Annotated in this window: 19 protein-coding genes; 9 read left to right on the plus strand and 10 right to left on the minus strand. The window is 63.7% G+C overall.

The features are described 5' to 3' along the window. Positions 1-121 precede the first annotated feature (121 nt). Genes hisH through hisB form a run of 3 tightly spaced genes read right to left on the minus strand, consistent with a single transcriptional unit; the run spans position 122 to position 1950 of the window. Positions 122-772, minus strand: coding sequence for an imidazole glycerol phosphate synthase subunit HisH (hisH, locus tag JJB99_RS01335; RefSeq protein WP_200497035.1), 651 nt, complete (start codon positions 770-772; stop codon positions 122-124). Continuing rightward, complete coding sequence (locus JJB99_RS01340) at positions 769-1299, minus strand: DUF2628 domain-containing protein (protein ID WP_200497036.1); 531 nt, start codon at positions 1297-1299, stop codon at positions 769-771. The genes hisH and JJB99_RS01340 overlap by 4 nt, the downstream gene beginning before the upstream one ends. 57 nt (positions 1300-1356) lie before the next feature. Then, positions 1357-1950, minus strand: coding sequence for an imidazoleglycerol-phosphate dehydratase HisB (hisB, locus tag JJB99_RS01345; RefSeq protein WP_200497037.1), 594 nt, complete (start codon positions 1948-1950; stop codon positions 1357-1359). A 188-nt stretch (positions 1951-2138) separates the two neighbouring features. On the opposite strand from hisB, the gene hslV reads away from it, so the two are divergent. The 4 genes from hslV (at position 2139) to JJB99_RS01365 (ending at position 5973) form a co-directional block, all read left to right on the plus strand. After that, positions 2139-2699: an ATP-dependent protease subunit HslV gene (gene hslV / locus JJB99_RS01350; RefSeq protein WP_027561674.1), complete on the plus strand. Its 561-nt coding sequence runs from the start codon at positions 2139-2141 to the stop codon at positions 2697-2699. Positions 2700-2788: 89 nt separating this feature from the next. Further along, positions 2789-3403, plus strand: coding sequence for a DUF2585 domain-containing protein (locus JJB99_RS01355; protein ID WP_200497038.1), 615 nt, complete (start codon positions 2789-2791; stop codon positions 3401-3403). Positions 3404-3452: 49 nt separating this feature from the next. Next, positions 3453-4757 (plus strand): ATP-dependent protease ATPase subunit HslU, encoded by a 1305-nt coding sequence (hslU, locus tag JJB99_RS01360; RefSeq protein WP_200497039.1) that lies wholly within the window; start codon positions 3453-3455, stop codon positions 4755-4757. A 91-nt stretch (positions 4758-4848) separates the two neighbouring features. Next, positions 4849-5973, plus strand: a complete 1125-nt coding sequence (locus tag JJB99_RS01365) for a hypothetical protein (protein WP_200497040.1) — start codon at positions 4849-4851, stop codon at positions 5971-5973. 159 nt (positions 5974-6132) lie between these two features. On the opposite strand, the gene JJB99_RS01370 is transcribed toward JJB99_RS01365, so the two are convergent. The 3 genes from JJB99_RS01370 to JJB99_RS01380 are packed head-to-tail and all read right to left on the minus strand — an operon-like array spanning position 6133 to position 8928. Next, positions 6133-6723 carry a Smr/MutS family protein gene (locus tag JJB99_RS01370; protein WP_200497041.1) on the minus strand — a complete coding sequence of 197 codons (591 nt, stop codon included), beginning with the start codon at positions 6721-6723 and terminating at the stop codon, positions 6133-6135. Beyond that, the gene (gene mltA, locus JJB99_RS01375) at positions 6720-8255 is read right to left on the minus strand and encodes a murein transglycosylase A (RefSeq protein WP_200497042.1); all 1536 of its coding nucleotides are present in this window, start codon (positions 8253-8255) and stop codon (positions 6720-6722) included. The genes JJB99_RS01370 and mltA overlap by 4 nt, the downstream gene beginning before the upstream one ends. Beyond that, entirely contained in the window at positions 8233-8928 is a 696-nt protein-coding gene (locus tag JJB99_RS01380) for a Tim44/TimA family putative adaptor protein (RefSeq protein WP_200497043.1), read from the minus strand. The genes mltA and JJB99_RS01380 overlap by 23 nt, the downstream gene beginning before the upstream one ends. 419 nt (positions 8929-9347) lie before the next feature. On the opposite strand from JJB99_RS01380, the gene secB reads away from it, so the two are divergent. Then, positions 9348-9836: a protein-export chaperone SecB gene (gene secB, locus JJB99_RS01385; protein ID WP_200497044.1), complete on the plus strand. Its 489-nt coding sequence runs from the start codon at positions 9348-9350 to the stop codon at positions 9834-9836. A gap of 10 nt (positions 9837-9846) precedes the next feature. Here secB and dnaQ read toward each other — a convergent pair whose 3' ends face one another. The 4 genes from dnaQ to JJB99_RS01405 are packed head-to-tail and all read right to left on the minus strand — an operon-like array spanning position 9847 to position 12694. Beyond that, entirely contained in the window at positions 9847-10563 is a 717-nt protein-coding gene (gene dnaQ / locus JJB99_RS01390) for a DNA polymerase III subunit epsilon (protein ID WP_200497045.1), read from the minus strand. Between the two features lie 40 nt (positions 10564-10603). Further along, positions 10604-11203 (minus strand): dephospho-CoA kinase, encoded by a 600-nt coding sequence (coaE, locus tag JJB99_RS01395; RefSeq protein WP_200497046.1) that lies wholly within the window; start codon positions 11201-11203, stop codon positions 10604-10606. A gap of 35 nt (positions 11204-11238) precedes the next feature. Continuing rightward, positions 11239-11847, minus strand: coding sequence for a Maf family nucleotide pyrophosphatase (locus tag JJB99_RS01400; RefSeq protein WP_200497047.1), 609 nt, complete (start codon positions 11845-11847; stop codon positions 11239-11241). 7 nt (positions 11848-11854) lie between these two features. Beyond that, positions 11855-12694, minus strand: a complete 840-nt coding sequence (locus tag JJB99_RS01405) for a pyruvate, water dikinase regulatory protein (RefSeq protein WP_200497048.1) — start codon at positions 12692-12694, stop codon at positions 11855-11857. A gap of 460 nt (positions 12695-13154) precedes the next feature. On the opposite strand from JJB99_RS01405, the gene hemJ reads away from it, so the two are divergent. The 4 genes from hemJ to mnmG all read left to right on the plus strand — a co-directional run bounded on the left by hemJ (position 13155) and on the right by mnmG (position 18999). After that, a complete protein-coding gene (gene hemJ / locus JJB99_RS01410; protein WP_200497049.1) occupies positions 13155-13589 on the plus strand; it encodes a protoporphyrinogen oxidase HemJ in 435 nt (144 codons plus the stop codon). Positions 13590-13837: 248 nt separating this feature from the next. Next, positions 13838-15103, plus strand: coding sequence for a transcription termination factor Rho (gene rho / locus JJB99_RS01415; protein ID WP_200497050.1), 1266 nt, complete (start codon positions 13838-13840; stop codon positions 15101-15103). A gap of 313 nt (positions 15104-15416) precedes the next feature. After that, complete coding sequence (gene mnmE, locus JJB99_RS01420; RefSeq protein ID WP_200497051.1) at positions 15417-16772, plus strand: tRNA uridine-5-carboxymethylaminomethyl(34) synthesis GTPase MnmE; 1356 nt, start codon at positions 15417-15419, stop codon at positions 16770-16772. Between the two features lie 346 nt (positions 16773-17118). Next, on the plus strand, positions 17119-18999 hold the full coding sequence (gene mnmG / locus JJB99_RS01425; RefSeq protein WP_200497052.1) for a tRNA uridine-5-carboxymethylaminomethyl(34) synthesis enzyme MnmG: 1881 nt from the start codon (positions 17119-17121) through the stop codon (positions 18997-18999). Positions 19000-19040: the final 41 nt, after the last annotated feature.

Below are 19040 nucleotides of genomic sequence, written 5' to 3' on the forward strand. Positions count from 1 at the left end.
GGGGAGGGTTGGGGAGAGAGGTAAGCCACAGGCACCGCCGTTGCGGCTACCCCCCTCCCGAATGCTTCGCATTCGACCTCCCCCACAAGGGGGGAGGTAACGAGAGAGAACGACGCGACCATCACGGTTTCCATCGCAAAAAGTTCGAGATCAGGGCCAGCCCAAAACGCTGGCTCTTCTCGGGGTGGAATTGGGTGCCGACCGCGGTGTCCCTGGCGACGATCGCGGTGACGGGCCCGCCGTAGTCGGCGCGCGCAAGCACGTCCGCCTCGTTGGCGGCGTTGAGGTGATAGGAGTGCACGAAATAGGCATGCTGGCCCTTGGGGCCGAGCGGCAGCTTGTTCAGCACCGGATGCTCTTGCAGCACCTCGAGCGTGTTCCAGCCCATATGCGGGATCTTCAGGCTCTCGTCGCGCGGCGTGATTTTTTCGACGTCGCCACCGATCCAGTTCAGCCCTTCGGTGATGACATGCTCCTTGCCGCGGCTCGCCATCAGCTGCATGCCGACGCAGATGCCGAAGAACGGCCGCGCCTTGACCCGCACCGCCTCGGTGATCGCCTCGACCATGCCGTTGACGGCATCGAGCCCGCGCCGGCAATCGGCGAAGGCGCCGACGCCCGGCAGCACCAGGCGGTCAGCCTCGTAGGCCTGATCGGGATCGCTGGTAACGAAAACCTTTTGCGGGTTCTCCAGGCTGCGCGCGGCGCGCTCGAAGGCTTTGGCGGCGGAATGCAGATTACCGGAACCGTAATCGATGATGGCGACGCTCATCTTGACCCTCCCGGTTCTGGAAACAAACCAATGATACCGCCGGCCGGAAGCGGTGGCGGGTTCGAGAATTGCTGGCCCGGCAGGCTGCGGGTCGGCGGCGGGCCGCCGCGATCGACGGCCCATTGATCGCCAGCGATGCCGCGCTGTGACTTGCTCCAGCGCTCGAAGAAGCGGTGCTCGGCGGTGTCTTCGTCATCGGCAACAACGACGTCGAGCTGACGCCAGCTGCCGCGTGAAAGCGTCCAGCGGCGCAGGCTGGAAGCTTCAAAGCCCATCAAGAGCGCGACGATGAGATCGGCGAAGAAGATCGAGCTGCGACCGATGCCGAGGCTCGACAGCCCGGCATTGAACGCGGCCACGAAAATCACCCAGCCGATCAGCGCCAGCCACAGCCGGTGCCAGAGCAGCCAGAGCGGGCCGAACACCATCGCCCAGAAATGAAAGCCGTCGCGCACGAACACGAACTTGTCGGTCGCGCGCAGATCGGCTCCGGCAGGGGAGGGAGCATGAACTGTGTAGACAGGCATGGTGATGCCCCGTTCTCTGAATTCAGGAATCGGCGGCGCGTGCCGCCGGCCGAGACATCAGCCGCCGAGCGAGCCCTTGGTGGACGGGATTTCCCCCGCCGCCTTCGGATCGATCGCGACCGCGGTGCGCAGCGCCCGCGCCAGGCCCTTGAAGCAGGACTCGGCGATATGGTGGCTGTTATCGCCATATAGGGTCTCGACGTGGAGAGTCACGCCGGCATTCATGGCAAAGGCCTGGAACCACTCGCGCACCAGCTCGGTGTCGAACTCGCCGATCTTGTCGCGGGGGAAGTCGGCCTTGAACACCAGGAACGGCCGGCCCGAAATGTCGATGACCACGCGCGACAGCGTCTCGTCCATGGGCATGTGCACGCCGGCATAGCGGGTGATGCCCGCCATGTTGCCGAGCGCCTGCCTGACCGCTTGGCCGAGCGCGATGCCGGTGTCTTCGGTGGTATGATGATGATCAATGTGCAGGTCGCCGACCGCCTTGACCGTGAGGTCGATGCGGGAATGGCGGGCGAGCAGATCGAGCATATGGTCGAAAAAGCCGATGCCGGTCGCGATATTGGCGACGCCTGATCCATCGAGGTTCACGGTGACCTCGATGTCGGTTTCCTTGGTCTTGCGCTTGATCGTCGCGGTGCGCATTGAAGCGAGCTTTCACTCTGGTTCGGGCCGAAAACGCCAGTCTCTTAACAGCCAAATGACGCCTTCGCTACTGCGGGAACGGCTGGCCGGGCCTCTACTTCCGCCTATGGTGAGCGAATTGAGGCCGGAACGGCCCGTTGTGGCGCCGTGCCGGACCGCCTAAATCAGGCCGGACAGTGAGGTATTTCATGCAGGACTCCCAGAACAGCTCGCCGGGCTGGCACGGCACCACCATTTTGACGGTCCGCAAGGGCGGCAAGGTGGTGGTCGGCGGCGACGGCCAGGTCTCGATCGGCCAGACCGTGATCAAGTCCAACGCCAAGAAGGTCCGCAAGCTCGGCAAGGGCGACGTGATCGGCGGCTTTGCCGGCGCCACGGCGGACGCCTTCACGCTCTTTGAGCGATTGGAATCCAAACTCGAGCAATATCCGGGGCAGCTGACCCGGGCCGCGGTGGAGCTCGCCAAGGACTGGCGCACCGACCGCTATCTGCGCCGGCTGGAGGCCATGATGATCGTGGCCGACAAGGATGTGTCCCTGGTGCTGACCGGCACCGGCGACGTGCTCGAGCCCGAGGCCGGGGTGATGGCGATCGGCTCCGGCGGCAACTATGCCCTGGCGGCCGCCCGGGCCCTGATCGACACCGACAAGGACGCCGAGACCATCGTCCGCCGCTCCCTCGACATCGCCGCGGACATCTGCGTCTACACCAACCGCAATTTGACCATCGAGAGCCTGGCGACCGGTTAGGGGCCACCTGTGAATGAACAGCGTAGCGCCGGGCTCAGTCCAACCTCTCCCGCTTGCAAGCGGGAGAGGAAGCGCACCGCCGTTCGGACATGACGCTCGCGCCCGCCAAGACGATCAACGGCGCGAGCCCCGCGACCTATTGGGTCGCCATCGCGCTGTTGCTGGCGCTGCAGGCCTCGATCCTGTTTGCGATGGGACGCGTGCCGATCTGCACCTGCGGCTATGTCAAGCTCTGGCATGGCGTCGTGAACAGCTCGGAGAACTCGCAGCACATCGCCGACTGGTACAGCTTCTCGCACGTCCTGCACGGCTTCCTGTTCTATGGTTTGACCTGGCTGCTGTTCGCACGCGTGCCGTTCGTGCCGCTCTCCTGGCCGGCACGGCTGATCATCGCGATGCTGGTCGAGGGCGCCTGGGAGATCGTCGAGAACTCGCCTGTCATCATCGAGCGCTACCGCGCCGGCACGATCTCGCTGGATTATTATGGCGACAGCATCGTCAATTCGATCTCCGACACGCTGTTCATGATGCTCGGGTTCCTCACCGCGCGTGTGCTGCCGGTGTCCGCGACCATCCTGTTCGGGCTCGCCTTCGAGATCATGCTGGCGCTCCACATTCGCGACAATCTGACGCTCAATATCCTGATGCTGATCCACCCGATCGAGGCCGTGAAACAATGGCAGTCGGGCCCGCCCCTCATCTGATGTAAAATGCGGCTTGTCCTTGGCCGCCTCCCGCCCTAGCTAAACAGACATGACAGACTTCTCCCCCCGCGAAATCGTTTCCGAACTCGATCGTTTCATCGTCGGCCAGGGCGACGCCAAGCGCGCCGTCTCGATCGCGCTGCGCAACCGCTGGCGGCGGCAGCAGCTCCAAGGCTCGTTGCGCGAAGAGGTGCTGCCCAAGAACATCCTGATGATCGGCCCCACCGGCGTCGGCAAGACCGAGATCGCGCGGCGATTGGCGAAACTTGCCAACGCACCGTTCCTGAAGGTGGAAGCGACAAAATTCACCGAGGTCGGCTATGTCGGCCGCGACGTCGAGCAGATCATCCGCGACCTCGTCGAGGTCGCGATCGCCCAGGTCCGCGAAAAGAAGCGCAAGGACGTGCAGGCGCGCGCGCAGCTCGCCGCCGAGGAGCGCGTGCTCGACGCGCTGGTCGGCGCCAATTCCAGCTCGGCGACGCGGGAATCGTTCCGCAAGAAGCTGCGCGCCGGCGAGCTCAACGACAAGGAGATCGAGATCGAGACGCAGTCGTCCGGCGGCGGCATGCCGATGTTCGAGATTCCGGGCATGCCGGGCGCGCAGATGGGCGCGATCTCGATCGGCGACATCTTCGGCAAGCTCGGCGGCCGGCCCAAGACGCGGCGGCTGACGGTGGAGGGTTCGCACGAGATCCTCGTCAACGAGGAATCCGACAAGCTGCTGGACACCGATCAGCTGACGCTGGAGGCGATCAGCGCGGTCGAGAACAACGGCATCGTGTTCCTGGACGAGATCGACAAGATCTGCGCCCGTGACGGCCGCGTCGGCGGCGACGTCTCGCGCGAGGGCGTGCAGCGCGACCTCTTGCCGTTGATCGAGGGCACCACGGTCTCGACCAAGCATGGCGCCGTCAAGACCGACCACATCCTGTTCATCGCCTCCGGTGCTTTCCATGTCGCAAAGCCGTCCGACCTGCTGCCGGAATTGCAGGGCCGCCTGCCGATCCGTGTCGAACTGCAGGCGCTGACCCGCGACGACATGCGCCGCATCCTGACCGAGCCCGAGGCCTCGCTGATCAAGCAATATGTCGCCCTGATGCAGACCGAGGGCGTCACGCTCGACATCTCCGACAGCGCCGTCGACGCGCTCGCCGACATCGCGGTGGCCGTCAATTCCACCGTCGAGAACATCGGCGCGCGCAGGCTGCAGACGGTGATGGAGCGGGTGCTGGACGAGATCTCCTTCACTGCTCCCGACCGCAGTGGCGAGACAGTCAAGGTCGATGCCGAGTTCGTGCAGAAGCACGTCGGCGACCTCGCGAAGAATGCGGATTTGAGCCGGTTCATTTTGTAATTCCGGGCCGCCGCGCTATTGATGCCGTCGTCATCCCCGGCCTGGTGCGCAATGCGCAACGTAGGCCGGGACCCACCAGCCGCGACGGTCCTTGTTGAAACCTGTTCTCCAAAACCCCTGGCGCGTCCTGCTCGCGATCAACGCGGCGGTCGTCGCCGGCGTCTTCATTCACAAGATCCTGCTGCCGCCTTACGTCCCCTATATCCACCTCCTGGTCGACTACCATTTCGGCTTCATCAAGCGCGCGCTGATCGGGGCGATCGTCGCACTGTTCACGGACAAGGTGCCGGTATGGCTGGTGTTCGCGATCTCGGGCGCGGCGTGGCTGGTGACATTGATGCTGTTCCTAAGGCTGTTTCAGAGGACGTTTGGCTTCTCTGAGAAGACGCTGCCGCTGTTCGTCCTGATCGCGGGCTCGCCGTATTTCCTGAAGAACTTCATGCACACGCTCGGCCATTTCGACATCTATGGCTGCGTGTTCGCGCTCATGCTGCTGCTGATGCCGGCGAGCTCGCTGCTGTTCGTCGCAGCGGCCGCACTGTTCTCCATCATCCTGGTGCTGATCCACCACATCCATTTGTTGATGTATGTGCCGACCATCATCACCATCGTCGTGATCAGGCACTATCTCGCCCACGGCGTCACCAGAACGAATGTCGCGTTCGGCCTCGTGGCGCTGCTGTGCGTGAGCGCGCTGTTCTTCGCCGCGCAATTCCTGGGAACGGTGCCGATCCCGGAAGCTGATTTTGTCGCGTATCTGAAGAGCCGGATGGCCGATCCATCCCGCACCAGCCTGCTGCAGTTCAGCTACATCTGGTATCAGCCGCTCTCGAAGGAAGTTTCCGACACCCGGGCATGGCTGCCGCACAACATCCTCGGGCTGCCCGTGTTCGCGCTGCTGCTCTGGCTGCACACGCCGCTGTGGCGCTATTTTGCGAACCTGATCGCGGCACTCGCGAACGAGATGCACCGGCGGCTCATCGTTGCTGCGCTGATCGGCATCAGCCTCGCCTATCTCATCATGTTCGCGATGGTGTTCGACTATTCGCGCTGGATGTCGAACTGGGCGGTCTGCATCTTCCTGATCCTGCACGCGGTGAAGGTGCTGCCGGCCTCCCGCGAGGTCCCGCCGATTCCGGCGGAGGATAAGAGGACCAACATCTTCGGCCTGGTCCTCACGCTGATACCGCGCGTCGGAATCGTGCGGCCGTTCTAAACCTTTGCTCGGGCCGCATCGCAGGTGCGCTCCCTCCCCCGCTTGCGGGGGAGGGCTGGGGAGAGGGTGTCTCCACAATGGGACACTCCCGATGTGGAGAGAGCCCTCACCCCCGCCTTCGGCGCGACCTCTCCCGCAAGCGGGAGAGGTGTAGAATCGCTATCCCCTCGCCCGCCTGATCCGTACATACAGTGCGCCCTCGCCGCCGTGGCCGATCGCGGCTTCCTCGAAGCCGACCACGAAGGCGCGGAATTCCGGCAGGCTCAGCCATTCCGGCACCTGGCGGCGCAGCACGCCGCTTTCGCCGCCGCTCCGTCCCTTGCCGGTGATGACGAGCACGAAGGTCAGGCCATCCTGATGGGCGCGGTGCAGGAAGACGCTCAGCGCGCGATGGGCGCGCATCTGGGTCATGCCGTGCAGATCGAGCCGCGCCTCGATCTCGCTGCGGCCGCGCGACAGTTTTGCGCGCTCGCGCTTGCCGAGCGGCGCCAGCGGCGGCATCGCTGGTTTTGTCACGCGAGGCGCGGACGCAGCAGCCATCGGGCGCGGTGATGGCACAGGTCGCGTCACCTGCGCTGCGGGCGAGGGCTCGGCATGCGGCGCCGTCAGCGGCTTTGCTGCGCGACGCTTCCGCAACGGCTTGACCTGCTTGGCGACGAGGTCCCACAGCTCGCGCTCCTCCTCGCTCAGCGCGCGGCGGCGCGGCGAGGGGCGAGGCTCCAGCACGGGCGGACGGGACGATCGCTTCATTGCTGCCGGGAACGATTTTTCACTGGCCGCCGCGGCTCGGAAGCGGGCTCGCTCGCGGGACGTGGCACCGGCAGCGGGACCGGGCCGGCCGCGGCGACCGTCTCGCTCTTGCTTGCCGCCGTGGCCGTAGCAGGCGCCACCGTGGCCGCATCTTTCGCGGGCCCGGTTTGGGGAAACAGTTTTGCGATCTTCTCCGAGGGCCTGGGATCCGGCACCGGCAGCCGCGCGGCACGGGCCGCGGGATCGAGGCCCTTCGGCACCAACATGACAAAATGTATGGGATGGCGGAGCCGCCCCGAAACCCGACCCGCCTCCTGGCCGGCGCCAAAATAGAGATCGGCGCGCGCGGGACCGATGATGGCCGAGCCGGTGTCCTGCGCGATCATCAGCCGGTGGAATGGCGTTTTCGCGCGTTCGGACTCGATCGGCAGCTCGCCCTCGATGAAGAACGGCGTGCCGTAGACATGCAGCGACTTGTCGACCGCGATCGAGCGGCCGGCCGTCAGCGGGATGCCTTGCGCGCCGACCGCCTCGTCCTTGTCGGAGAGATTGACCTCGCGGAAGAAGATGTAGGAGCGGTTCTGGCGCCGCAGCTCCCTGGCGCCGTCAGGGTTCTGCGCCATCCACTCCCTGATCTTCTGCATCGACATCTCTTCCTTCGGAATGATGCCGCGCTCGATCAGGATGCGACCGACGGCGGTGTAGGGATAGCCGTTATAGGCATCGTAGTTGAGCCGGACCGTGCCGCCGTCATCGAACTTGATCCGCGCCGAACCCTGGATCTGGGCGAACAACAGATCGGTCGGATCCTTCAGCCAGGCGATCTCCAGTCCGCGGCCGGCAATCTTGCCGTCCTCGATCTCTCCGCGGTCGTAATAGGGCACGAGCTTGCGGCGGCCGATCTTGCGGTACACCGGGCCCTTGTTGGGCAGGCTGACCGAATCCTGCTTGTAGCCGCGCACGAACAGGTTCGACGGACGGCGATAGACCGGCACGTTGTAGACGTCGGTCTGCGTGCGCGATCCCTCCAGCACCGGCTCGTAATAGCCGGTAACGAAACCGTCGGGCTCGCCCAGGCGCGAGATGCGCAGCGGCGCGAAATTCTGCTCGAAGAACGCCTTTGCCTTCGCGTCATCGCTGAGCTCGAGCGATTTGGCGACCTTGCACGGCTCGCTCAGCGAGCCGCCGAGCGCCTTCGGCTCAGGCGCGCCCGCCTGCGCATTGATCGACCGGCAACTGGCGCGGAACGTCCTGTAGGCGGCGAGATGATCGTCGTCGCTCCAGCCCTTCACGTCGGCCCACGTCAACGGCAGATATTGCGCACCGGGAATCTCGAACGGCAGCGGAAGCTGGGGATAGGGCAAGGCCCGCGCAGGAGTGGCGGCCATTTGCGGGAGATGATGGTGATGGCTGCGATAGTGGCGCCGCGCCGCCTCGGCGCCGAGCGAAAACGACGACAGCACGACGACACCTGCGCAAAGCGCCGTCGCGCTGGTCTTCAGAAAGGTCTTAATTCGCGCTTCCGGTGCCAACCAGCTTCCAGTTCGGATCGCGAGAGGTGATGTCGCGGGCGAAAGTCCAGATGTCGGTGATGTCGGCGACCGTGTCGGCGCTGCCGTCGACGATGGTGCCGGTCTTGTCGCGGGTCGCCGAGATCATCTGCGAGACGAAGCGCACGGTGAGCTGGGCGGTACGGTCGCGCAACTCGGCGCCGACGAGCTCGGCCTTGTCGATCGAGACGAAGCGCGTCTCGGTCTTCTGCTCGTTCTTCTCGCGCTCCTTGATCGCGGCATCGAAGCTCTCATAGACCTCCGACGACAAGAGGTCGCGCAGGGCGCGGCGATCGCCATTGGCAAAGGCCAGCACGATCATCTCATAGGCGCCGCGGGCACCCGAGATGAAATGGCGCGGGTCGAAGGTGGAATCCCTCTCGGCGATGGCATCGAGACCCTGGGCCAGCGCGGTGCCCGGTTCAGTCAGGCCCTTCCAGCGATCAGAAGGCGGGGCCGGCTCGGCCGCCGGCGCCAGTGGCGCCTGGTCGATCACCTTGCCCGGCATGGTCACGACGTTCTTGTCCTGGGCGCCCTGGAGCGCGTTGCGGTCGAACGGCGGCCGCTCGTTGCCCGTGCGCTGCCCCAGCACGCTGCGCAGCCTCAGAAAGATAAAGACCGCCAGCGCCAGGAAGATGATGGTGTAGATGTCCACGTCGTATTCGCTTTCTGGTCTTCGCTAGAACTAGAAGGAGCGTCCCGAAGGACCGTCGCCGGGAAAATCGATCCGGCCAGTAGACCGTTCCATATGGGAACGGCAAGTCCACATCACCATTTTGGGTCCGCGTCAGGTCCGTGGGATGTAGGCACGAAATCTTGCCCGGCCAATGGCGCCTTTTGGCACAGCGGAGAGTGTAGCGCGTTTTATGCTTAAGGGGAAACCCGATCGTGCCCGGAAATCGCGCGTCTTCAATCGTTTAAGGCGCAATTTCGCCGGAAGGCCGGGTCGAACGTCACAGTTGTGGGCGCGGGCCGGATGCCCCATCCGGGACCGTTCGTCCTTGTGGAACGAGGCGGCCCTATGTTAGCCAACCGCCGCGAAATTCAGCCCCAATCGGGTAAGGAGAGACTTTCATGACCAACGGTAACGGCACCCCTCCCGAGGCGGCCCAGGCTCCCCAGCTCAACGTGCTGGCGCAATATACCAAGGACCTCTCGTTCGAAAATCCGAACGCCCCTGGCTCGCTCCAGTCCCAGGGCCAGCAGCCGCAGATCAACATCCAGATCAACGTCAGCGCCAACAACCTCAGCGAACACGAGTACGAGGTGACGCTGTCGGTCGAGGGCAAGGCCGAGACCGCCGGCAAGGTGATGTTCTCGTTCGAGCTCGCCTATGCCGGCGTGTTCCGCATCGTCAACGTGCCGCAGGAGAACCTGCATCCGCTGGTCATGATCGAATGCCCGCGGCTGCTGTTCCCGTTCGCCCGCGAGATCATCGCGACCGCGGTGCGCGACGGCGGGTTCCCGCCGCTGATGCTGGATCCGGTCGACTTCGTCGGCCTCTACCGCCAGAACATGGAGCGGCAAATGGCCGCCCAGGGCGCTCAGCCCGGCCAGGCTTAACCCTGCGAGCCTAGCCGGCCGCAATGGCTGGTGGAGCGGCGAGGTACTCGTTCCAGATCGCCTTGTCGCCGAGCGTTGCGATAAAGGCCTTGTGGGCCTCGCGCTCGGCCTCCGAAATCCGCGGCGCAAGCGGCACCAGCCGCTGCCGCCGCGGTGCATCGCCAGTCGCGCTGACTCTAATCGCTTCGCCTTCCGAAGCCAGCAACAGCTGCGACTGCCGCGCGCCGACCAGATCGACATAGACTTCGGCCAGCAGTTCGGCATCGAGCAGCGCGCCGTGCTTGGTGCGGTGCGAGTTGTCGATCGCATAGCGCGAGCAGAGATCGTCGAGCCGGTTCGACACGCCGGGATGCTTGCGCCGCGCCAGCAGCAGCGTGTCGACCAGCCGCTCGCGCGGGATCGCGGCGCGCTTGATGCGGTCGAGCTCGGCATTGATGAAGCTGATGTCGAACGAGGCGTTGTGGATCACCAGCGGCGCATCGCCGATGAATTCCAGAAACGCGTCGGCGACCTCGTGGAACAGCGGCTTGGTCGAGAGAAATTCGGCCGACAGCCCATGCACCGCGAAGGCTTCCGCTGGCATGTCCCGCTCGGGGTTGATGTAGACGTGATACGTCTGTCCGGTCGGCATGCGGTTGAAGATCTCGACGCAGCCGATTTCGACCAGGCGATCGCCGCGGAGCGGATCGAGGCCGGTGGTTTCGGTGTCGAGAACGATTTCACGCATGATTGAGGGCGCCGTGCAAGAAGCCTTGTAAGTCGGCGAATCAGGCTCGCCGCTGCGGCATCTTAACGACCTCGGCCAGGATGTGCGCGATTTGCGCGCGCACCGGTTCAAGTCCGTGCGAGGTATCCACCACGAAATCGGCGCGCTTGCGTTTCTCGGCGTCCGGCGTCTGCTTGGCGATGATGGCGTCGAGCTTGGCCTCGTCCATCGTGCCCCGCGCCAGCACCCGCTCACGCTGAAGTTCCGGCGATGTCGAGACCACGACGACGGCGTCGACGCGCTTTTCGCCGCCGGTCTCGAACAGCAGCGGGATGTCCAACACCACGACCGGCGCCCCGGCCGCTTCCGCGTCGGCGAAGAATTTTTGCCGGGAGGCGCCGAGCATCGGGTGAACGATCTGCTCGAGTTGCTTGATCGCGGCGGAATCGTGCACCACGCGTGTCGACAGCTTCGACCGATCGACCTTGCCGTTCACGGTGGTGCCGGGGAAGGCGGCCTCGATCGCCGGAGCGGCCTCGCCTTCATAGAGCTGATGGACCGCGGCATCGGCGTCGTAGACGGGCACGCCGGCCTCCGCGAACAGTTTCGCGGTGGTGGATTTGCCCATCCCGATCGAGCCGGTCAGTCCAAGGATCCGCATCAGCGCCAAGCCAACTTGCAAGCCATATTGATTGTCTACACTGCAATTAGATGCTCGTTCCTCAGGAACGCAAGCAGCGGCAGTAGTGGCAGGCCGAGAATGGTGAAATGGTCGCCCTCGATGCGCTCGAACAGGTGAATGCCGAGACCTTCGAGCTGGTAGGCACCGACGCTGGTCGTGACGGCCTCGCCGGCAGCGTCGAGATAGGCCGAAAGCTCAGCCTCCGTCATTTTCCGCATGGTCATGCGGGCCACCGAGACGTCCTCGAAAACGATCTTGCCATCACGTGCCACGGCGACAGCGGAATTCAGCTCATGGCTGTTGCCGGCGAGATCACGCAGCTGCGCCAGCGCCTCAGTGTGGCCGGCGGGCTTGTTGAAGAGACGATTCCCGAGCGCCAGCGTCTGGTCGGCGCCGATCACATAGCTTCCGGCATGATTGAGTGAAACCGCCTTCGCCTTCTCACGCGCCAGCAGCAGGCCGATCTCGCGCGGGTTCGACAGCTTGGACGCAGCCTGAACGCCGCGCTCGTCGATGTCGGCCGTGACCGCCTTGAATTCAAGCCCGGCATTGGCCAGCAGCATCTTTCTCGCACTGCTTTGCGAGGCCAGGATCAACGCAGTCTTGCCGAGCCACAGACCCATCGCGAAACTATTCCGACGGCCGGTTGCGCTGGCGATCGCTGTAGAGCTTCATGATCGCCGCGGCGGTTTCCTCGATCGAGCGCCGCGTGACGTCCAGCAGCGGCCAATCATGCTTGGCGCTCAGCTTGCGCGCAAACGCGACCTCCTCGGTGACCGACTGCCTGTCGGTGTAGGTGTCGCTGCCGGAATCGGCGCCCATCGAGAGCAGACGGTTCTGGCGGATCTGGATCAGGCGTTCCGGCGTGGCATGCAGGCTCACCACCAGCGGCCGCGTCAGCGTTTCCAGTTGCGCCGGCACCGGAATGCCGGGAACCAACGGCACGTTGGCGGTGCGGATGCCGCGATTGGCGAGATAAATCGACGTCGGCGTCTTCGATGTGCGGGACACGCCGACCAGCACCACGTCGGCCTCCTCGAGCCCTTCGACATGCTGGCCGTCGTCATGGATCATCGTGTAGTTCAGTGCGTCGATGCGCTTGAAATATTCCGCATTAAGGACGTGCTGGGCGCCGACGCGGCCCGTGGTCGCAGCGCCAAGATAGGCCTCGAACAGCTGCATCACCGGGCCGATGATCGACAGGCTCGGAACATTGATCGCCTTGCACTTGTCCTCGAGCCTGGAGACCAGATCCTTCTCCAGCAAAGTGAACAGCACGATGCCCGGCGCTTCCTCGATCTCGTCGAGCACGCGATCGAGCTGCTTCTGGCTGCGCACCAACGGATAGACATGCTCGACCGGGGTCACATTGGCGTACTGCGCGGCAACGGCGCGCGCGACGGTGATCAGCGTCTCGCCGGTGGAGTCGGACACGAGGTGCAGATGGAAATAATTGTTCGAGGTCGGCACAAAAACTCTTTGTATGAGGACGGTGTGGTTTGTGGATTTCTGTGGACCTTAACCCCTCGGAAAGGGATGTGCGACACCAGGGACGGGACAAGTGCCGATTTTCTTCACACCAGTGCCCATCAGAACAAGTCCGGCGCCGTGCCGAGGGGCAAACGGGATTGCGCGGACAACCGCCTTGATAAGCTGCCGATAGAAACCTGCAAGCCCTTGAAGCTGACGGACTTATCGCAGCCGGCATGGGCTGGCGGGGATATGTTGAAGGATGTGAACAAGCGCGCGTGAAGTGGCGGACTGCATTGCATGAGTCCAATCCACGGTCACTCAGACTCAAACCTTTAAGAATCTAAGATTCTAGATTTGAGGAAGGCGCACCGGACGGATATGTGTGCAGGGTGAGACCTTAACGGGTTCTTACTATCCCCAGCGTTCCCAAAGCTGGGCAGACATCCGGGCGCAGAACATGTTCGAAGACGTCTATCTCTGGATCAAGGCGCTGCACGTGATCGCTGTCATCGCCTGGATGGCGGGCATGCTCTATTTGCCGAGGCTGTTCGTCTATCACTGCGAGGCCGAGGTCGGCTCGAAGCAGTCGGAAACGTTCAAGGTCATGGAGCGCCGGCTGCTCAAGGCGATCATCAATCCGGCGATGGGCATGACCTGGCTCGCCGGGCTCTATCTCGCCTGGTCCGGCCATTGGTTCACCTTCGGTTGGCTGCACGTAAAACTGGCACTGGTTCTGGCGATGTCCGCGGTCCACGGCTTTTTTTCGCGCTGGGTGAAGGATTTCGCCGCCGATAAGCGCCCGCGCAGCCAGAAATTCTATCGGATTATCAATGAGGTGCCGACCGTCCTGATGATTTTGATCGTCATCATGGTGATCGTGAAGCCGTTCTAGGCGGCCGGGGCGACGTTTAGCTCAGCACTTCGTCTTGCGTAGCAGAGAGCGATTTTCTATATTGGCAATATCCCACCCAACGCAGGCGGATGTGGTTGTGTCCGAGCTTTCCAGAAGCCGGACACCGCATCAGGTTTGAAGCCTCACCGGCACTTAACCTTGCCAGACCTGCGGACCTTACCTTCTCGCGTCCGCATTTCAGAGCCTCCTCGCACCCCTCCCTAAGGTTACCCCACAGGACCACCCCAATGCGGGAAATTAAACTCCAGGACCTCAAGTCGAAGACGCCGGCCGAGCTTGTCTCGTTCGCGGAAGAGAACGGGGTCGAGAACGCCAGCACCATGCGCAAGCAGGAACTGCTGTTCGCCATCCTCAAGCAGCTTTCGCTCGCTGAGACCGATATCGTCGGCGAAGGCGTTGTCGAGGTTCTCTCCGACGGCTTCGGCTTTCTCCGCTCGCCCGACGCGAATTATCTGCCGGGCCCTGACGACATCTACGTTTCGCCCTCGCAGATCCGCCGTTTCGGCTTGCGCACCGGCGACACCATCGAAGGCCACATTCGCAGCCCGAAAGAGGGCGAGCGCTATTTCGCGCTGCTGAAGGTCAATACGCTCAATTTCGAAGACCCGGAAAAGGCCAAGCACAAGGTCAATTTCGACAACCTCACGCCGCTGTTTCCGAATCAGCGCTTCCGTATGGAAATCGACGACCCGACGCGCAAAGACTTGTCTGCACGGGTGATCGATATCGTCGCGCCGATCGGCAAGGGCCAGCGCGCACTGATCGTGGCGCCGCCGCGCACCGGTAAAACCGTGCTGATGCAGAACATCGCGCATTCGATCACGCACAATCATCCCGAATGCTATCTGATCGTGCTCTTGATCGACGAGCGTCCGGAAGAAGTCACGGACATGCAGCGCTCGGTGAAGGGCGAGGTGGTGTCCTCGACCTTCGACGAGCCGGCGGTGCGCCACGTCCAGGTCGCCGAGATGGTGATCGAGAAGGCCAAGCGCTTGGTCGAGCACGGCCGCGACGTCGTGATCCTGCTCGATTCGATCACGCGCCTGGGGCGCGCCTACAACACCGTGGTGCCGTCATCCGGCAAGGTGCTGACCGGCGGTGTCGACGCCAACGCGCTGCAGCGCCCGAAACGCTTCTTCGGTGCCGCCCGCAACATCGAGGAGGGCGGCTCGCTGACCATCATCGCGACCGCGCTGGTCGATACCGGCAGCCGCATGGACGAAGTCATCTTCGAAGAGTTCAAGGGCACCGGTAACTCGGAACTGATCCTGGACCGCAAGGTCTCGGACAAGCGCACCTTCCCGGCGATCGACATCTCCCGCTCCGGCACCCGCAAGGAGGAGCTCATCACGGATACGCAGGTGCTCAAGAAGATGTACGTGCTCCGCCGTATCCTCAACCCGATGGGGACGATGGACGCGATCGACTTCCTGCTCGACAAGCTGCGCTCGACCAAGAGCAATTCGGAGTTCTTCGACTCCATGAACACCTGAACCTGGGTGCAGCAAGAGATCAGAGGGCGCCTCCGGGCGCCCTTTTGTTTGTGCAGCTTTGCTGCGGGAAAAGTGCAGCATGGCGAGCAGCTGGACGAAATCCGGATCTGTTGGAAGCCATTGATATATTTGTGCTATCCCTGACCCCCGGCGACTGGCTGGTTCCGCACCGGGACAATGTTGCAGCAAAATGCTGCAGTCTATGTTGCGTCGCAATATGGACATTGCTGCGGGCGGGAGCGCAGCAAAAGTGGGCGCGGCATCGCAAAGAACGGGCCATTTGCCTTTTTCCGGTGAGCCGGACAAATAGGCCATGCATTCGCGAGACCAAACCATCTTTGCGCTGTCGTCCGGCCGTCCGCCGAGCGCGATTGCCGTGGTGCGGGTCTCGGGTCCGCAGGCCGGCTTGGCGCTGACCACGCTCGCGGGCAAGCTGCCGGCGCCAAGGCAGGCCGGCCGGCGGTTGCTCTGTGACGGCGCAGGACAGCCGATCGACGATGCAGTGGTGCTCTGGTTTCCGGGGCCGGGCAGCGCGACCGGGGAGGATATCGCCGAATTTCACATCCATGGCGGCCGTGCGGTGCTGTCGGCACTTCTTGCCGCTATTTCGTCAATTCCGAATACGCGGGCAGCCGAGCCCGGCGAGTTCACGCGGCGAGCTCTAGAGAACGGCAAGCTCGACCTCACCGAAGCCGAAGGCCTCGACGACCTCATCCATGCCGACACGGACCGCCAGCGCCGCCAGGCGCTCCGCCAGCTACAGGGCCTGCTCGGCGACCGCGCCCGAGACTGGCGCGAACGCATCATCGAGGCCTCGGCGCTGATCGAGGCCGGCATCGATTTTTCCGATGAAGGCGATGTGCCCGCGGAATTGAGGGCGCCGGCAGTGAAAGCGATCAAGGCCCTGCACGATGAAATTGCAAAGGTCGTTGCTGCACAGGGACATTCTGAACGCCTGCGTGAGGGCTTGGTGGTTGCAATCGCAGGCGAGCCGAATGTCGGCAAGTCCACGCTGATCAATCAGCTCGCACGCCGCGAGGTCGCGATCGTATCGCCGCATGCCGGCACCACGCGCGACGTGATCGAGGTGCAGCTCGATCTGGACGGCTATCCGGTCACGGTCATCGACACCGCCGGCATCCGCGAGACCAACGATCCCGTCGAGCAGGAGGGTGTGCGCCGGGCGCGGGCGCGAGCCGAGGACGCCGATCTCGTGCTGTGGCTGGTCGAGGCTGAGCAGGCCGTCGATCCGGAGGCGATGCGGCCGCTTCGGAAATCCGGGGGCGGCGATCGACCCGCCGGGTCGGTTTGGATCGTGCGCAACAAAATCGATCTGGGCGAGGCCGGGAGCTCCGGCCCGACCGGCGAGTTCGCGATCTCGGCACGTCGAGGCGATGGCATCCCGGCGCTGATCGATGCGCTCGTGAAATTCGCCTCCGAGTTCTTCGGATCGAGCGAGGGCGCTGTGGTGACCCGGGCCCGGCAACGAGATCTGTTGAGCCGGGCATCGGACAGCTTGCGCCGAAGTCTCGAACTTGTAGAAGAGGGCGAGGAGCTCGCCGCCGAAGAGCTGCGCGCTGCGGCCTATGCCTTGGGCCGGCTGCTGGGCCGGGTCGATGTCGAGGACGTCCTCGGGGCTATTTTCCAGAAGTTCTGCATCGGAAAGTAGGCCTGGTTCTTCATTCTAGAACCAGGCGTGTTCCATGACTTGCGCTCGCACGAAGGATCTCTTTGTTTCACGTGAAACAATAGTGCGACCAGTTGGACCACGATCGCGCACGCCGGTGCTGCAGTTCCTCGGCGACGAGTCAGGGAATCGGTCCAAGTGCCTTCACAAGAAGGAAGGGTTTGGCCCATTTGTTTCACGTGAAACACGAACGGGAACAAGACAGCTTCTACTGTGCATGGGGTTGTTTTCACGAAATCGATCCGGTCCTGCCCTGTTTCACGTGAAACAACCCGTCTCACCCAGTTTCTACTTCCGGGTTCTCTGCCTCTGAGTTAGAAGTCCGCGCATGCGAACAGAGCGAGAGAGCTTCGACGTCATCGTGATTGGCGGCGGCCATGCCGGCTGTGAGGCCGCGGCTGCGTCCGCCCGAATGGGCGCGGCGACCGCCCTGGTGACGCATCGTTTCGCAACGGTCGGTGCGATGTCCTGCAACCCCGCCATCGGTGGTCTCGGCAAGGGCCATCTGGTTCGCGAGGTTGATGCGCTCGATGGTCTGATGGGCCGCGTCGCCGATGCCGGCGGCATCCAGTTTCGCGTTCTGAATCGCCGCAAGGGTCCTGCAGTGCGCGGGCCTCGGGCTCAGGCTGACCGGAAGCTCTACGCCGCTGCGATGCAGGCCGCGATCCAGGAGACCGAGGGTCTTTCCGTCATCGAAGGCGAAGCTGATGAACTGATTGTGGTCGAAGGACGGGTCATTGGGCTGCGCTTGGCGGATGGCCGGGAGCTTCGGGCAGGAGCCGTCGTCGTCACCACCGGCACCTTTCTGCGCGGTCTGATCCACCTCGGTGAGAAGAACTGGCCTGCCGGCCGTGTCGGAGAAGCTCCCGCGATGGGTCTTTCCGCCTCCTTTGAGCGTGCCGGCTTCACCCTTGGACGGCTCAAGACCGGTACGCCGCCGCGTCTGGACGGCACCACGATCGACTGGTCTGCGGTTGAAATGCAGCCCGGGGACGAGCCTCCAGAGCCGTTCTCGGTAATGACCGAGCGGATCACGACGGCGCAGATCCAGTGCGGCATCACCCGGACCACATCCGCGACCCATGAGGTGATCCGGGCCAATGTGCATCGCTCCCCGATGTACTCCGGCCAGATCAAGAGCTCCGGACCGCGCTATTGCCCCTCGATCGAGGACAAGATCGTCCGCTTCGGCGATCGTGACGGCCACCAGATCTTCCTGGAGCCGGAAGGGCTCGATGACAGCACGGTCTATCCCAACGGGATCTCGACCTCGCTGCCGGAGGAGGTTCAACTCGCGATCCTCGCCAGCATCCCCGGTCTGGAGCGGGTCAGGATGGTCCGCCCGGGCTATGCCATCGAATACGATCACGTCGATCCGCGCGAGCTCGATCCGACCCTGCAGACCAAGCGGCTGCGTGGCCTGTTTCTGGCCGGACAGATCAACGGCACCACCGGATACGAGGAAGCCGCCGGACAGGGCATAGTGGCTGGTCTTAACGCGGCACTCTCTGCCAGCGGCACCGCGCTGACGGTGTTCGACCGCGCGGACGGCTATCTCGGCGTCATGATCGACGACCTCGTCACCCGCGGGATCAGCGAGCCCTATCGGATGTTCACCTCGCGCGCGGAGTACCGGCTGACGCTGCGGGCCGACAATGCCGATCAGCGCCTGACCGAGAAGGGGATCGCTCTGGGCTCTGTCGGCGCTGCCCGGACGCAGCATCATCGAACCAAGATGGACGCCCTCAACGCCGCCCGAACGCTTTCGAAGTCCCTGACCATCACCCCGAACGAGGCGATCAAGCACGGGCTGTCCCTGAACCGGGATGGCCAGCGCCGTTCGGCCTTCGAGCTGATGGCCTATCCGGAGATCGGCTGGAGCCAGGTCCGCGCGATCTGGCCGGAGCTATCTGCCATCGATCCCGTCATCGCCACCCATCTTGAGATCGACGCCAAGTACGACGTCTATCTGGAGCGCCAGAGCGCTGACGTCGAAGCCTTCCGGCGCGACGAAGGAATGGTTCTGTCGGAGATCGACTACAGCCAAGTCCCCGGTCTCTCCAACGAGGTCCGGGCCAAGTTGGAAAAGGCACGGCCGTTTACGGTCGGCCAGGCTGGCCGGATCGATGGCATGACACCGGCGGCACTCGGCATCCTCGCCGCCTACCTTCGCCGCGAGGCGCGGAAGACGTCCAAAGCAATCGCATAGGCGTTTCACGTGAAACAGCGCGGACCGGGCGGGGATAAACC

It is taken from the genome of Bradyrhizobium diazoefficiens (assembly GCF_016616235.1).
GTDB classification, from domain to species: domain Bacteria; phylum Pseudomonadota; class Alphaproteobacteria; order Rhizobiales; family Xanthobacteraceae; genus Bradyrhizobium; species Bradyrhizobium diazoefficiens_H.